At 47.9% G+C, this 14,041-nt stretch carries 14 protein-coding genes; 10 read left to right on the top strand and 4 right to left on the bottom strand.

The window, feature by feature from the left end; all coding sequences use genetic code 11:
• Positions 1 to 19: 19 nt before the first annotated feature.
• From KNV97_RS04865 to KNV97_RS04845, 5 genes are all read left to right on the top strand, one after another.
• Positions 20 to 553, top strand: a complete 534-nt coding sequence (locus KNV97_RS04865; protein WP_136487007.1) for an MltR family transcriptional regulator — start codon at positions 20 to 22, stop codon at positions 551 to 553.
• 222 nt (positions 554 to 775) lie between these two features.
• Positions 776 to 1,705 (top strand): Gfo/Idh/MocA family protein, encoded by a 930-nt coding sequence (locus KNV97_RS04860; RefSeq protein WP_218561669.1) that lies wholly within the window; start codon positions 776 to 778, stop codon positions 1,703 to 1,705.
• A 122-nt stretch (positions 1,706 to 1,827) separates the two neighbouring features.
• On the top strand, positions 1,828 to 2,007 hold the full coding sequence (locus tag KNV97_RS04855) for a hypothetical protein (RefSeq protein ID WP_218561668.1): 180 nt from the start codon (positions 1,828 to 1,830) through the stop codon (positions 2,005 to 2,007).
• A 230-nt stretch (positions 2,008 to 2,237) separates the two neighbouring features.
• Positions 2,238 to 3,413 (top strand): M20 aminoacylase family protein, encoded by a 1,176-nt coding sequence (locus KNV97_RS04850; protein ID WP_218561667.1) that lies wholly within the window; start codon positions 2,238 to 2,240, stop codon positions 3,411 to 3,413.
• 109 nt (positions 3,414 to 3,522) lie between these two features.
• Positions 3,523 to 5,034, top strand: coding sequence for an AbgT family transporter (locus KNV97_RS04845; RefSeq protein ID WP_218561666.1), 1,512 nt, complete (start codon positions 3,523 to 3,525; stop codon positions 5,032 to 5,034).
• Positions 5,035 to 5,060: 26 nt separating this feature from the next.
• On the opposite strand, the gene KNV97_RS04840 is transcribed toward KNV97_RS04845, so the two are convergent.
• Complete coding sequence (locus KNV97_RS04840; RefSeq protein WP_218561665.1) at positions 5,061 to 6,005, bottom strand: LysR family transcriptional regulator; 945 nt, start codon at positions 6,003 to 6,005, stop codon at positions 5,061 to 5,063.
• 463 nt (positions 6,006 to 6,468) lie between these two features.
• On the opposite strand from KNV97_RS04840, the gene KNV97_RS04835 reads away from it, so the two are divergent.
• Positions 6,469 to 7,107, top strand: a complete 639-nt coding sequence (locus tag KNV97_RS04835; RefSeq protein WP_218561664.1) for a hypothetical protein — start codon at positions 6,469 to 6,471, stop codon at positions 7,105 to 7,107.
• Positions 7,108 to 7,243: 136 nt separating this feature from the next.
• Positions 7,244 to 7,801, top strand: coding sequence for a nucleotidyltransferase domain-containing protein (locus tag KNV97_RS04830; protein WP_045610712.1), 558 nt, complete (start codon positions 7,244 to 7,246; stop codon positions 7,799 to 7,801).
• Positions 7,802 to 7,911: 110 nt separating this feature from the next.
• Here the strand turns inward: KNV97_RS04830 and KNV97_RS04825 are convergent, their stop codons facing one another.
• The gene (locus KNV97_RS04825; RefSeq protein ID WP_218561663.1) at positions 7,912 to 9,111 is read right to left on the bottom strand and encodes an IS4 family transposase; all 1,200 of its coding nucleotides are present in this window, start codon (positions 9,109 to 9,111) and stop codon (positions 7,912 to 7,914) included.
• A 150-nt stretch (positions 9,112 to 9,261) separates the two neighbouring features.
• Between KNV97_RS04825 and KNV97_RS04820 the strand changes: the two genes are divergently transcribed.
• From KNV97_RS04820 to KNV97_RS04800, 3 genes are all read left to right on the top strand, one after another.
• The gene (locus KNV97_RS04820; protein ID WP_168797044.1) at positions 9,262 to 9,642 is read left to right on the top strand and encodes a nuclear transport factor 2 family protein; all 381 of its coding nucleotides are present in this window, start codon (positions 9,262 to 9,264) and stop codon (positions 9,640 to 9,642) included.
• 129 nt (positions 9,643 to 9,771) lie between these two features.
• Complete coding sequence (locus KNV97_RS04810; RefSeq protein WP_218561662.1) at positions 9,772 to 10,227, top strand: GNAT family N-acetyltransferase; 456 nt, start codon at positions 9,772 to 9,774, stop codon at positions 10,225 to 10,227.
• A gap of 713 nt (positions 10,228 to 10,940) precedes the next feature.
• Entirely contained in the window at positions 10,941 to 11,471 is a 531-nt protein-coding gene (locus KNV97_RS04800; RefSeq protein WP_136486989.1) for a hypothetical protein, read from the top strand.
• Positions 11,472 to 11,968: 497 nt separating this feature from the next.
• Here KNV97_RS04800 and KNV97_RS04795 read toward each other — a convergent pair whose 3' ends face one another.
• Both KNV97_RS04795 and yegD read right to left on the bottom strand, forming a co-directional pair.
• Positions 11,969 to 12,454, bottom strand: a complete 486-nt coding sequence (locus tag KNV97_RS04795; protein WP_136486987.1) for an aminoacyl-tRNA deacylase — start codon at positions 12,452 to 12,454, stop codon at positions 11,969 to 11,971.
• 177 nt (positions 12,455 to 12,631) lie between these two features.
• Positions 12,632 to 13,984: a molecular chaperone gene (yegD, locus tag KNV97_RS04790; protein ID WP_218561660.1), complete on the bottom strand. Its 1,353-nt coding sequence runs from the start codon at positions 13,982 to 13,984 to the stop codon at positions 12,632 to 12,634.
• Positions 13,985 to 14,041 lie beyond the last annotated feature (57 nt).

Below are 14,041 nucleotides of genomic sequence, written 5' to 3'. Positions count from 1 at the left end.
ACGTAGCTTAGAATCATATATGGTAGATAAAATTAACGAAACTGAGATCCTGGAACGACTGAACGATGCACCATCAGTACGGGGTTTTTTCATCCAGACCGTCGAAGTATTCAGCGAAGCCATTGACGCCCTGATGCAACGCATCTTTCGTAAAGATAATTTTGCGGTGCAGTCAGTCGTCGGGCCTTTGCTGCAGGACACCGGCCCGCTGGGCAACCTGTCGGTACGTCTCAAATTATTGTACGGTCTGGGCGTTATTCCGGACGATGTTTACCATGATATTGAAAGTGTTATTAAACTGCGCAACCAGCTCAATAGCGATGGTGCCGAGTACAGCTTTACTGATCCCAACATAGTGGCTGCCATTCAGGCGCTCAATCTGGTTAAAAAGATGGGTATGGTCCAACTCAGCCCACTTGACGAGCCGGAAGATGACATTGATCTCGCCTTCTATAACCTGCATCTGCAACGTCAGCAGCAAATCATCAAGTCAGGAATGTCACTGGCGATCATTGAAATCTGTAACACGCTCAATCGTGACAGCCCATTCTGAATGAGTCAGCTCATCAGCCTTCATGGCCGTTCTCGCGGTCACCATTCCGGGTTACATGCGTGCCTTACCGTGGATCATTGACCTAATTTCTCTGTGTTGATCTAAGATCCCAGTGTTGACATAACACCTTCCGGCCTGCTGAACACTACGTCTTTTTCACCTTGTATCGAGCTCTCTCAAGCGTTAGCCTTGATTTTGTTATCAATTCTCAGAGAGCTCATCATGAAAATCGGCCTGATCGGTCTGGGGGATATCGCCCAGAAAGCTTACTTACCCGTTATCGCCCAGTGGCCTGGCGTCGAAGTCATTTTTTGTACCCGTAACACTCAGACTCTGGCCGAGCTGGCCAGTCGCTATCATGTGACACACAGCTGCACTGACTACCGACAGCTCATCGACATGCAGGTCGATGCGGTGATGATCCACGCTGCGACAGCGGTCCATCCCGAAATCGCGGCATTTTTCCTCACCCATGGCATCCCAACTTTCGTGGATAAACCGCTGGCAGACAGCGCTCACGCCTGTGAAACCCTGTATGAAGTCGCCGCTCAGCACCGCCAGCCTCTGTATGTCGGCTTTAACCGCCGTCATATCCCGTTGCTCAATCAGCACCTTGCCGGCGTGCAGAGCGCCGCCCGTGACGATCTACGCGCTCTGCGCTGGGAAAAGCATCGCTACAATCATAGCGGTGATGTCCGTACATTTTTGTTTGATGACTTTATCCACCCGCTCGACAGCGTCAACCTGTATGCCAAAGCGGACATTGAGGATGTGTACATCACCCACCAGCTCGATGCGACGAAACTGGCCCGGGTGGATGTTCAGTGGCAACACGGCCAAACCCTGTTGCATGCCTCAATGAACCGCCAGTTTGGCCAAACCAGCGAGAGGGTCAGTGCGCAGTTTGTCAATCAAGGCTACGAATTTGACTCTTTTGTCGCCGGTAAGCACTGGCAGGCCAACCAGCAGACCACACTGGCGTTAAAGGACTGGACGCCGATGCTGACCGCAAAAGGCTTCGCCCCTATGATTCAGGACTGGCTGAACGTGGTACAAAGCGGCAAGCTCGACAGCGCCGTCGTTAATCGCAACATTGCCAGCCATCAACTGGCGGAAGCAGTATGCCAGAAAATACTCAACCAGATGCCCTGATCTCGATTGCGATGTGCTAACCCTGCTCAGAGAGACGGTCCTGCTGATGCCCGGCCCCAATCGGCTGGTGTCGCCTATACTTAGGTTGCTGTTGATGTCCAACACTCACTCAAGGAGACGGTATGGAGCTACGTAATAAAGCCGGTCAGGTCACTCATCTGGCTGACAACCTTACCCTGAAAGAGGTGCGTGATATGGGGTTTACCATCGACCTGTGCGATGAAACATATGATCGCGAGGAGCATTGGCGCACCCAATCTACCCCGCAAGGTCGTCAGAGAGACTATCCCGACGAATCCTGACCAGCGGCCAAGTTAAAAACGGGGATCACCAAGCCGGGTATAATGCCCGGCTTGTTATTTCAACCCTGTTTATTATAACCCTGTTTATTCCAACCCAGTATAACGGTTTGGTTGCATGCTGATGTTTCTTGGCTGAATCACTATTAGCAACACTAATAGTTTGAGTAGTAATCCGGTTTGTTTGCCATGTTTCAATAGTGTTAAATCCTTCTTAACGAAAGGGGAGAAGCATGAACATTATTGAGGTTTTACAGCCTTGGGTCGCTGAGACTATTAGCATTCGCCATACTATCCACCAGCATCCTGAGCTGGGGTTTGAAGAAAACCACACCCAGGCTCTGGTGGTGGCTGAGCTGCAAAAATATGGCGTGGATGAAATCTGTACCGATTTTGCCAAAACCGGCGTTGTCGGTGTGATTTATGGCCAACTGGGCGACGGCAACACCATCGGCCTGCGCGCCGACATGGATGCGCTGCCCATTCATGAAGAGAACACCTTCGCACACCGTTCCAGCCATCACGGTAAAATGCACGCCTGTGGTCACGACGGCCATACCAGCATGCTGCTGCTGGCCGCACGCTATCTGGCGTCCACCCGCCAGTTTCGCGGTAAAGTGGTGCTGATTTTCCAACCGGCGGAAGAAGGGCGTGGCGGTGCGGAAACCATGATTGCAGACGGCTTGCTGCAACGTTTCCCGCTCGATGCCTGTTACGCTCTGCACAATATGCCGGGCCTGCCGGAAGGCCATTTCGCCTTTAAAACCGGGCCGATCATGGCCAGTTCCGATCGCCTGTTTGTCACCATAAACGGCCAAAGCGGACACGCCGGACTGCCGCATACCACCCAGGATCCATTGCTGGTTGCCACCCATATTTATCAGGGCATCCAGGGCATGGTCAGCCGCCGTTATGATCCGTTCGATCCGATTGTTGTTTCCGTCACCCAGTTGCACTGTGGTGAAACCACCAACGCAATTGCCGATCAGGCGCATATGAATGGCACCTTCCGTACCTTGCGTCAGGAGACGCGTGATAGTCTGGTTGACAACCTGACACAGTTGGTCGAATACAGCGCCAAAGCACAAGGAATGAGCGCCGAGTTTAAACTGGGGCCGATCTCTCATCCGCCGACGGTCAATACCCCGGATGAAACGGCGCTGGCAATTAAGGCCGCTCAGGCCGTGGTCGGCGCCGATAAGGTCAATCCTGGCTGCGAAGCCAAACTGACCAGCGAGGATTTTGCTTTTTTCCTCGAGAAAGTTCCGGGCTGTTATGGCTTCCTTGGCAATGGTAGCGGCGAACACGGCACCCGTTGCGTTGGCCTGCACAACAAAGGCTACGATTTTAACGATAATTTATTGCCGATTGGCGCGGCCTATTTTATTCAATTAGTCGAACAGCAATAGCAGGCTTCAATCATAGCCAATTATTTAAATATCAATCAATTATATAAATAGCAGTAAAATGGACCATGGGGGAATGATTCCCCCATTTTCACACAGGAGTGTACTGACCATGTCGACCGCAATTTCTCAAAAAACGGCGTCGCGGACGTCGATGATTGATCGCATCGAGCGATTCGGGGATAAGGTTCCCCACCCGTTCTATCTGTTTATTTTTCTCTGTCTCGGCGTGATGGTGCTGTCCTGGCTGCTCTCGATCAACGGTGGCAGCGTCACTCACCCGTCCAGCGGTGAAGTGGTGCAGGTTAAAAACCTGCTCAGCGGCGACGGACTGGTGTATATCCTCCAGTCCACAGTCAATAACTTTGTCTCATTCAAGCCTCTCGGCTTAGTGCTGTGCATGATGCTGGCAGTGGGACTGCTGCAGGAAGTAGGCCTGGCCGACAGTGCCATTAAGCACTCCCTGCTCAACGCGCCGCGCCAGTTTGTTACCGCCTCCATTTTTATTACCGGCATTATCGGTAACCTGGCGTCCGATGCCGCTTTTATCCTTATCCCACCGCTGGCCGGGCTGATTTTTGCCGCCACTAACCGCAACCCGATTGTCGGGATTGCGGCCGGTTTTGTTGCGGTCGCAGCAGGCTTTACCGCCAATCTGTTCATCGCCGGCACCGATGTGCTGCTGTCCGGCATTTCAAGCGAGGCGTCAAAAATTGTTGAAGCGGTAGAAGTCAGCCCGGCGGCCAACTGGTACTTCATGCTGATTTCAGTGCCTATTCTGGTGGTGACCGGAACCCTGCTGACCGACAAATATATCGAGCCACGTTTTGCCCACAAAATGCCGGCCAAAGCCGACAATGATGAGATCTCCTTTACCGTCACCGAGCAGCAGAAAACCGCTCTGCGCTGGTCCGGTATTGCTTCGCTGCTCTTTATCGCGGTTTTAGTGGCCCTGATTTGGCCGGAAGACTCTGCGCTGCGTAATGCTGAAGGCGGTCTGGTACCGTCACCATTTCTGAAAGGAATTATTCCGGTCATTATGGCGTTCTTCATCATGAATGCGGTGGTGTACGGCTACAAAGCGGGCACGATTAAAAGCGCCAGTGATGTGCCGGATTTGATGAGCAAAGCGCTGAAAGGGGTCGGTGGCTATATTGTGCTGGTATTCGTGATTGCTCAGTTCATCGCCTGGTTCAAATGGTCGAATCTGGCGATTTACATCGCGGTCAATGGCGCAGAATGGATCTCGTCAGTGGATATGCCTAAGCTGCTGATGATGGCCGTATTTATGATTCTGGCCGGGCTGATGAACCTGATCGTATTCAGTGGTTCGGCACAATGGGCGATTATGGCGCCGGTGTTTATCCCGCTGTTTATGCTGTTGGGCGTTGAGCCACAAGTAACGCAGATGGGCTACCGGATTGCCGACTCCACCACCAATATTATCTCACCGACCAATCCGTATATTCCGATGGTGCTGGCGTTAATCGCCAAATACAACCCCGAGGTGAAGTTTGGCACCTTCCTGGCCATGATGGTGCCGTATGCTCTGGTCCTGTTCTCCGTCTGGGGCGCCTGTTTCCTGCTCTACATGGTTTCCGGTCTGCCGGTCGGTCCGATGTAAACGACCGGCGACGCAAGTTCAGGTCACTAGCATAAAATGGGGACATCTTCGGATGTACCCATTTGCGGATCCGCAGCCAGTAAATTGGAATCGCCGACATGCTGTTTGAGGATCAGGGTGAATTCATCCACCAGAGCGCGTTGCATCTCTTTGCGCGTAATCAGCCCCACCAAACGATACTGAACCGGTTTAACAATCGGAATAAAGCGAATATCCGCACTGTGATTTAAGCCGCCGATGGTCGATGACAAAATCGCACACCCCAGCCCGCTGGCGATCATGCCCAGCAGCGTTGACGTATGCGACGCACTGAATTCCGGATCGTAAGTCAGACCAATGCGTGAAAACGCTTCATCCGCCAGGGTACGCAGGCTGTTGCCCGGACTGACGCCAATCGAGGCAAACTGATGCGCCTGCTCCCAGCTGATGGCATCGAGCTCAGCCAGCGGATGGTCCTGACGACACACCAGGCACAGATAGTCACGAAACAGGAGATCAAAATTGAGATCGGGGTGATTGGGATTGGTGTTAATGCCGATATCGGCCCGTCCTTCCAGTACCGAGTGCGTGATATCGTCGACCCGCTCTTCGATCAGACGAAAAGTAAAGTCCGGGTAACGACGCTTGAGATCATTGAGTGTTTTCGGCGCCAGTGAGGCACACAAAGTATAGAGTGATGACACCACCAGAGACTTGTTGTAGCCATGCTGACGGTCATGATTCTCCTGCACCAGTTTATCGAGACGGTTAACAATAAAACGCGCCTCCTGATAGAGGTGGTTACCCGCTTCCGTCAGCTCGATTTTACGCCCCTTACGCTGATAAAGTTCGCTCGCCAGTTGCTGGCTCAACTTCTTCATCATCTGGCTCAATGCCGACTGGGTAATGTGCACCTTTTCAGCGGCATAGGTAAAATTCTGCTCTTCAGCCAGCGCAATAAACGCTTTGAGCTGACGATAACTGATGTCCATATTCGGTCGCTGTCCCTTCCTCTGTGCAAGCCCGCTATTATACCCGATTTTACCGTACACACGGGCACCATAATTGAGAACAGCAGCAAATCAGTCGAGCACTTCAACCGCACCTCCTGTGAGAGAGGAATAAAGTCTCATACCAAGTATTAAAGATTCATACTAAAATGGCAGCGATCGCAGTCGATACGCTACCATTCTTAAATCGAAATGCCCCCAAACTGTTTAGCTCAAGATTCCTGACCACTTTCTCATGTCATTTCTTGACCTACATATACTAATAGCTGATTATGAGCCTAGTTGAATTCTTATGATTATACAGACATGTTCTGCAATTTATGAGTGGAAGGAAGAATAAGACCTATAGAACAGTATGTTGCTTCTTTGGTTTCTGTATTTTCTGAAAATATTATAAAGACAATGTCTGCTGAAAAGACACTGTTATGCGTATTTTGAGGCAGTTATGGATATTGAAAACTTTTTAAAAAAACGAGTTAAGTTTGCCAATAACTTTCATGAACAAGGTTGTAAACCTTTTCAGGAGGTTATGAGGTTAATTGAACAAGAAGAAGCACCATATGAGCCGGTTTATGATGAATCTGGAGACCCTCAATTTATTCATGAATGGCTCGAAGCTCGCGATGGAGTTGGATCTATTGGGCTAGCGACATTGTCAATGCTGTCGTCTGCTTTACAGTTATATATGAACGCTTGGCTAAACCGAGTAGAGAAACAAAGTTCACCATTCAATAGAAAACAAGGGAAGGGCTGGTTAAATTCTCTTAAAAAGTGCATGCAAGATGAAGGAGTCGATTTTACAAATTGTCCAGCAGACGTAGAAGCAATTGAGCAGCTAGTATTGGCAAGAAATAGAACTCAGCACGCTGAAGATATTACTTCAAATGGGGTTAGCCATATGGCAAAGGAGTTAGCTCGGTTTCCCTCGCCTCTATTTGTTGACCCTGAAGATCCTGCGTTAAGGGCTAACTGGTTCGGTCAACCTAGGGTTTATGCCGGAAAATATCAAATTATTACCATATCCCAAGAAATTGTTAATTTTTGCGAGTGGTTGTTCTCCGAGTATGAGCGAATATACGCATAACAAGCAATTTAAGAGGGATTCACAACGCTTGGCACTTTTGTTTCTACTTCACGTTTAGTGTCTATGGCACAATGCTTTAAGTTGGGTGGAGGCGTTGTTCACCCCTTAATTGGGCGTTATACAAACGGAGGTAACTGTGAGTTTAGAAGAACTTAATCTCGAAAATCTTCCCCTTCAAAATGAGCTGGTTAAATCTGCTTGTTCTGCGTTTATTTCCGAAGACAACGTGGTTGCCGCAGTGTTATTAGGCTCATTGGCTGCAGGTAAGGGTGACCGAGTATCTGACGCTGACATTTTGATTCTTACTCAAAATGAATTCCATAAATCCACACAAGAGTGCTTCTCGGCTTTTGAGCGTGGTAAAGAAATTTTCTATCGTAATCAAGGCTTTCATAACGAGAATGCTTACTTTACAAAATACATTTTCACGGATTTAACCAGCACAGAGATTCATTGCCTAGATCTAAGCGAGCCTTTTGATATCTCCAGACCTTTCAAAGTACTATTTGATAAAATGGGTGCTGTGGAGTCAAGATTAACCGATGCTCCTGCACCAAAGCACGAAGACTTTCCTGTATATACAAATGGTGACCAAGGACTAATCTGGGAACTGCTAGAGTGTATAAAGTGGTTAAGTCGAGGTAAAAATGAACTAGCCAAATCTTACCTTAAGAAATTGGCGGATAAGCTGTAACAGTTTGTATAACAAAGTATTTAAGAGTGATTCGCAACGCTTGGCGTTTTCGCTTCGCTCAAGTATAGCCAAGCGTCTCTCACACCTTAATGCGGCGCTGGCGGATCCCCTCATAATTCACCTAAGCCACAAGTGTGTGTGAGACGTTGATATTCCATCATAGCCCAATGATATTGCGACCCTTTTATTTGGTATCTTCGATGACAACGTACCTCTTTACCCAATCTAGGGATGGATAGTACTCGGCGATGTTTGATAGTGTTGGCTTGGAAGTCATAATGCCATTGAGCTTGCATGGCGATTAAGCCATTCCACCACATGATGATTTCTGCCATTAGCGCCATGAGCAGTAGGATATCGATACGATTCGTACAGCGAGTTCGATTATGGCGCAGTGCCAATCCGTAAGCGGGGCTTTTTAGATCTCGAAACGACTCTTCAATCTGCATTCTTTTGGCGTATAAGCGAGTGATTTTAACGCCATTCAATACCTGATTGGGGATGTTTGTTACTAGAAGCCAAGGCTCTTTTGCACCTCTGTGGAATACTTTTCCTGCTGAATGCTTTTGGCAGGTTCGGCTGTGTCGATGGGGGTTTCTGCCTTTAGGTTGGCTCTTGTATAAATAGGCAAAGCATGTGAGCGGCGAACGCCGTGCTAATTGGCTTTCCCCTAAAAACCGCGGTTTGTCAGTTGCCTGAGGATAGAAGGTCTTGTTCCATAGCCAAGGGGCATCACCACATTTGATCGAGACTTCGCCACGTACGCGTCCCAACCAGAACCAACCTTTGTTGGCGACTTGCCGAAACCATGTATTTCTAAATCCAGCATCCGAGACAATGATGGGAGTGCAGCCTTCGGGCAGGAGCGTTTGAAGCTTATCGAGAAAGTATTGATGGCTCTTTGGAGAGTTGTAGTTTTTGTATTCAAACGCTTGCTCATAAAGCGTGATGGCTCGACCTTTAACGGCAACTGAAGCGCGCAATGTCATATAACGTAGCTGCTCGCGAACATCTGACCAATCAACGAGCACCACAGGAAAAGGGTTGGCACGGGTAATAAAGGACGCATGCCACTTATAAATGGTGTCTTTTTCACGGTGTAGGTTGCGATTACCGAGCAATCGGTCGATGCGTTTAATCGCATGCTTTACGGTGGTATCGGTGTCGAGTGCGCGCCCAATTTTGGTCAATGTGAGATCAGAGCCGTCGAGTACAGTTTTGGTTGCAAGCATCAGAGATTTCAGTCGTTTTTTGTGAATGTCGGGGCATTGATTCTCGAGAGTTTGCTGTAGAATTTGAATGTCGCGCATCGTTAGGGCTCCCTATTAAATCCATTTAATCAGGTGTGTTTTTGGCGAAATTCATTAGATCAGAATGAGCGATGCGCGTCTACTCATTGTTTTATATAGAAATTATGAGGGGATTCGTAAGAATGCGGCGTTAGGTGCTTGGAGAAAATCATGAACTCAAAGGAAGTCGTCCTAGCTTTTTGGGATGCGATGAAAACAAACGACTTTGCTAAAGCAAGCGAGTGGCTTAGCCCTGGCTTTGAGGGTTTCTGGCCGCAGTCTGGTGAACTCATTATTGGCCGAGACAACTTTACGGCTATCAATTCCTATTACCCAGCGAATGGTATTTGGGAGTTTACAATTCACTCTGTAGTTTGCGATGGTGAAACAGTTGTCACTGATGTATCAATTACAGATAGCGTCCAAAAAGCACGAGCTATAACTTTTCATACCGTTGAAAATGGATTGATAAGTAAGCAAAAAGAGTTCTGGCCAGACCCAATGGAAGCACAGGCATGGCGGGCAAAATGGGTCAGATTGGTGCAAGATTAAGCTACGGACCTAACAAACAATTTAAGAGTGATTCGGCACGCGTGGCATTTTTAGTATGCATTGGCTTTAATGGTTAAGGTGGTATGCGGCAACATCGGTATTGCGTGCCTCACACCTTAATTGGGCGTTATGAGGCATATGGATATTCAACTAATACAAATAGAAAGTGATGAATTTGAAAGTCTGTTTTCTGTTGTGAAACAGGGACTTTATTCGCATGTTGATGCCGTCTTTGGTTGGTGTGATGAGTTTCAGGTAAATCGTTTACAAAGTGACTATGAGCCGCATTGGTTTCACTGGGTTTACCTGCATGAGACGCGAGTTGGAATGCTATGCTTCAAGCCTTACGATAATGCACTTCATGTACATTTACTCATTGTGTTCCCAGAATTTCAAAATCAAAAATTGGGTGAAAGCGTCATGAATATGATTCACAAAAGAGCGCGAGATCAAGGGCGTAGTCACGTAACCTTATCAAGCTTCACTAGAAATAAGTCAGCGGTAAGGTTTTACAAATCTCTCGGCTATAAGGTGACTGAATGCGATGAAAACTTCCTTTCTTTGTCGCTTCAAGTTGCCTCATAACAAGCAATTTAAGAGGGATTCTCAACGCTTGGCATTTTTGCTTCTACTTCAATTTTAGTGTCTACGGTACAATGCTTTAGGTTGGGTGGTAGCATTGTTCCCCCTTAATTGGGCTATGCGCCAAGGAAAAATATGCCCGAATAATGACTTCAGACAGTGTTTTTTATATGCAACTGTTGGATAATTCGTCGAACTAAAATGTTATTATGATAAGAGTATGAAGAACCTAAAATCGTTGTTACCGTTATGTTTAATCCTGCCACTCTCTGGCTGTGTTGCTCCAACATTAAAGTTAGTAAATCATGTAGGGCCAATAACGTATGACGCACCTTCAGAATATAGTTCCAAACAAACTGAACAGGGGCTTATCGTCGTAGCTTTTCGAAGTGTTCATCGCTTCCTTCCGGATACTCAAGCTGACTATCAAGAGTGCGCGGATGTCTTGAACTCAGTCGCTAACAAGTATGAACCTGTAGCTTGGAACGCCGTTAATATTACGGCTCATGAATACAACGGTGTAACCGGTATTGCCAACACAACGTGCACTTTCACCTATAAAACGGAAGTTTAGAGATGGCAGCGAGTAAGCGCATAACAAACTATTTTAAGAGTGATTAGCAACGCATGGCATTTTTACTATGCGTTGCACTTAGTGATTAAGGTGGTATGCGGGAGCTTCTGTATTGCGTTCCTCACATATATGGTAGGAGTCTATGAACAATAAAGCGTATCAATATGAAAGAATCGAAATACCAAATAGCAGTGTACTCGATTCGGCTGAACAGTTTTACGACGGTGCTGAGTTTTTGAGGCAGTTACCGCCAATGTCCGGCGTTTTACTTCCTATGATCACCAATGCTGCACTCGCTATCGAATTGTATATTAAATCACTGTGTGTCCGTTCAATTATCAAAGATTATAAAAATTTTGGAAATGGCGTGTATGGTGGAAGAGTTACTGAAAAACCCTTAACAACAGGTCATTATTTAAGCTCATTACTCCTTAATGTTGGCGATGAAGTTATAGACAACATAGAATCTTTACATGCTGAGGGAGCAATAGAATATTCATTCTCCGAGTTGGTACAACTTGTCAAGCCTTACGATAAGTTGTTTGTGGAAGCGCGTTACGCTTATGAAAATGATGCTCTTTCAAATTTGGATATTACAGGTCTATTTCATTGTTTAACGACACTTCGTTTTACTATTCAAAAGATAACTAGAATTGAGCGAGTTTTGGCATAAACAAATAATAAGGATTAAACGCTACGTAGCCAGTGCTTGATCCCGATTATTGAATAAGCCCGATGTCTCTATATAAATAAATCTGCGTGCAAGTTTAGCCGTACCAGCGTCTTGTTCTGCTCCAGTCATACTCAACACTCTCGTAAGCGATTTTTTCCATACTTTTATTAATTCATGCTTTGTTAAGTTAGCAATATTTCTAAAACGGAAATGTCCAGAAGTAAGCTACAACGAGTATGATACTTTACTACTCGGCTGTAGCTCGATTCGGGCGTAGTAGTAGCAATTAGTATGAATCTTTATTGTTTAGTCATGTTTAATCTAAAACGGTACCAGCAGGGCTTCTTGATTGTTCAGTATGAAACTTTATTCCTCTCCTACACCTCCGTTGCGAACCTAATAAGGACACGCACCGTTCACTGCGTGCAGCTACAGCGGCTCAGACTGAGCGATAAAGAAAAACCGGGTCCAGGACCCGGTTTGATTTTAACTAGCCGTTAGTGGAAAAGCTCGGTACCAAAACGCAGTTTTCGGCTGTGGCTGAACTCCATCAGTTGGTTGAAAGCGTCTTTGTCGAGGCGAATCAAGGTCTCATGGTCTCCGGACTCCAGATAAACATGATCCAGTTCCATCAGCGAGGAATCACACACCATATTCATGTGGTATGCACTCCCCAGCGGTGGCACTGCGCCGCGATCGCAGTCGTCAAACATCTGATAGATATCGCGTTCCTTCACCAAATGGTACTTGGCTTGGAACTCGTCGTTCAGCACCGACAAACTGACTTTAGCATTCGCCGGTAATATGGCCATTAAGTGTTTGCCATCATGATCTTCCAGTACCACGCCTTTCGCCAGATGCATCGGTTGAACAGCAGCAGCATGAGCACTGTGCAGAGAACTGTTGCTATGGCGATGCACAATCCTGCGATACGGAATGTGGTGATCTTTTAAATAATGGTCCATTCGGGTATGTACAGTCATACTCACCTCCGCATGTCCTGTCCCCGTATTGAGTATAGAAAAAGACCCTGTATTTAGCAGGGTAAAAAATAGCGCGTCCAATCAGATCAACTGACTGCATATCAATAAGATATGAATGTCACCGCATACAAAAAAGCCTTCCGAAGAAGGCTTAATATCGACACGGTATCGTAACAGTCAGGCAAAACATACCTGCGCCCAGCGCGCTAAACCTGCGGTGACCGAACCAAAGTAGTTCCCACTTACCACAGGCACAGTCGGTAATACTTGCTCAACCCCGGCACGCAGAATCGGTGACCGCGCAGAACCACCGGTCATAAAGATGGCATCCGGCGTGACACCGCCTTGTTGTACCGCCTCGCTAACCAATTCAATCATCTTACTTTTCGGCGCTTCAATCGCTTCGATCATCGCATCGCGCTGCACCTCTATCTCGAGTTGCTCAGCAAGAACCTTGAGCTGTGCCGTTACACTCGCCTGCTCTGACAAAGCAATTTTGACCTCTTCGCCTTTTTTCACCAGGCTGTAACCCAGAGTGTCATGATACACCGCAAGCAGGCGGGCCAGTTTCTCCGGCTCACGCGCTTCTTTGTGCAGACGTTTCAGATCAGCCAGATTTTCACGGGCGAAGAATTTGCTCTGCGCGCTGACATCATTAATCGCAATCGGATTCCAGAACTGAGTAATCGGCATTTCCAGTCCGGATTGTGTCTGGCTGCCATAGCCAAACGGCGCCATCAATTGCTTGAAGGTCAGATGGATATCCAGATCGTTCCCGCCAACCCGCTGCCCGCTGTGGGCAATCAGGCTCTCAGTGCGATCTGCTTTACCACGCCAGGTTGGTCCCATCTGAATCAATGAGCAATCGGTCGTACCACCGCCAATATCGACTACCAGTACCGTCTTGTCTTCATTGAGAGTCGCTTCATATTCCAGCCCTGCCGCCACCGGTTCAAACTGGAATTCAACACTGCCGAAACCTGCCCGTTTAGCAGCTCGGCGCAGGATCTCTTCCGCCTGACGGTTAGAATCTTGCCCCCCGCGGCCATGGAAGTTAACCGGGCGGCCAATCACAGCATCACGGATTTCTGCCTCACTGCGCATTTCAGCCTGGCGCTTGATGTTGTCCATCATGGCGCAGACCAGGTCTTCGAAAAAGCGCAGCTGGATATCATGCAGGCCCATCGCACCCAGAAAAGATTTCGGCGATTTAACGTAGTAAACCTCATGCGGATCAGACAGATAAAGATCCAACGCAGCCTGACCAAATACCAGGTCATCCGGCTGCAGGTCGATATCTTCATCGCGGTTAGCCGCTACCGAACGACGCAGCAACTGCTCACCCAGCGTATCCAGCGGTTTAATCTGGCGATGGCGAAACAGATGTTCCGAGACACTATCCCGGGTCGGTGCCGCCAGGGTTGAGGGGATATAGAGACTGTCACCTTCCACAGCGATCAGTTCCGGCTCTGTCCCCTGCATTCTGGCGACCGAACAGTTGGCCGTACCGTAGTCAAACCCTATGAACATCTGCTAACTCCTACTCTTGTACCAAAAAGGCCGGCGATACTACCGCATGCGCAGGAC

Origin of the sequence: Vibrio ostreae, assembly GCF_019226825.1 — a bacterium.
Classification (GTDB): Bacteria; Pseudomonadota; Gammaproteobacteria; order Enterobacterales; family Vibrionaceae; genus Vibrio; species Vibrio ostreae.
The sequence above is the reverse complement of the archived record's forward strand: the minus strand, read 5'-3'. Positions and strand labels throughout refer to the sequence as shown.

Excerpts from the sequence above, each read along its gene's own strand:
- KNV97_RS04865 (WP_136487007.1), top strand. The coding sequence starts at position 20 with ATGGTAGATAAAATTAACGAAACTGAGATCCTGGAACGACTGAACGAT.
- KNV97_RS04860 (WP_218561669.1), top strand. The coding sequence starts at position 776 with ATGAAAATCGGCCTGATCGGTCTGGGGGATATCGCCCAGAAAGCTTAC.
- KNV97_RS04855 (WP_218561668.1), top strand. The coding sequence starts at position 1,828 with ATGGAGCTACGTAATAAAGCCGGTCAGGTCACTCATCTGGCTGACAAC.
- KNV97_RS04850 (WP_218561667.1), top strand. The coding sequence starts at position 2,238 with ATGAACATTATTGAGGTTTTACAGCCTTGGGTCGCTGAGACTATTAGC.
- KNV97_RS04845 (WP_218561666.1), top strand. The coding sequence starts at position 3,523 with ATGTCGACCGCAATTTCTCAAAAAACGGCGTCGCGGACGTCGATGATT.
- KNV97_RS04840 (WP_218561665.1), bottom strand. The coding sequence starts at position 6,005 with ATGGACATCAGTTATCGTCAGCTCAAAGCGTTTATTGCGCTGGCTGAA.
- KNV97_RS04835 (WP_218561664.1), top strand. The coding sequence starts at position 6,469 with ATGGATATTGAAAACTTTTTAAAAAAACGAGTTAAGTTTGCCAATAAC.
- KNV97_RS04825 (WP_218561663.1), bottom strand. The coding sequence starts at position 9,111 with ATGCGCGACATTCAAATTCTACAGCAAACTCTCGAGAATCAATGCCCC.
- KNV97_RS04820 (WP_168797044.1), top strand. The coding sequence starts at position 9,262 with ATGAACTCAAAGGAAGTCGTCCTAGCTTTTTGGGATGCGATGAAAACA.
- KNV97_RS04810 (WP_218561662.1), top strand. The coding sequence starts at position 9,772 with ATGAGGCATATGGATATTCAACTAATACAAATAGAAAGTGATGAATTT.
- KNV97_RS04800 (WP_136486989.1), top strand. The coding sequence starts at position 10,941 with ATGAACAATAAAGCGTATCAATATGAAAGAATCGAAATACCAAATAGC.
- KNV97_RS04795 (WP_136486987.1), bottom strand. The coding sequence starts at position 12,454 with ATGACTGTACATACCCGAATGGACCATTATTTAAAAGATCACCACATT.
- yegD (WP_218561660.1), bottom strand. The coding sequence starts at position 13,984 with ATGTTCATAGGGTTTGACTACGGTACGGCCAACTGTTCGGTCGCCAGA.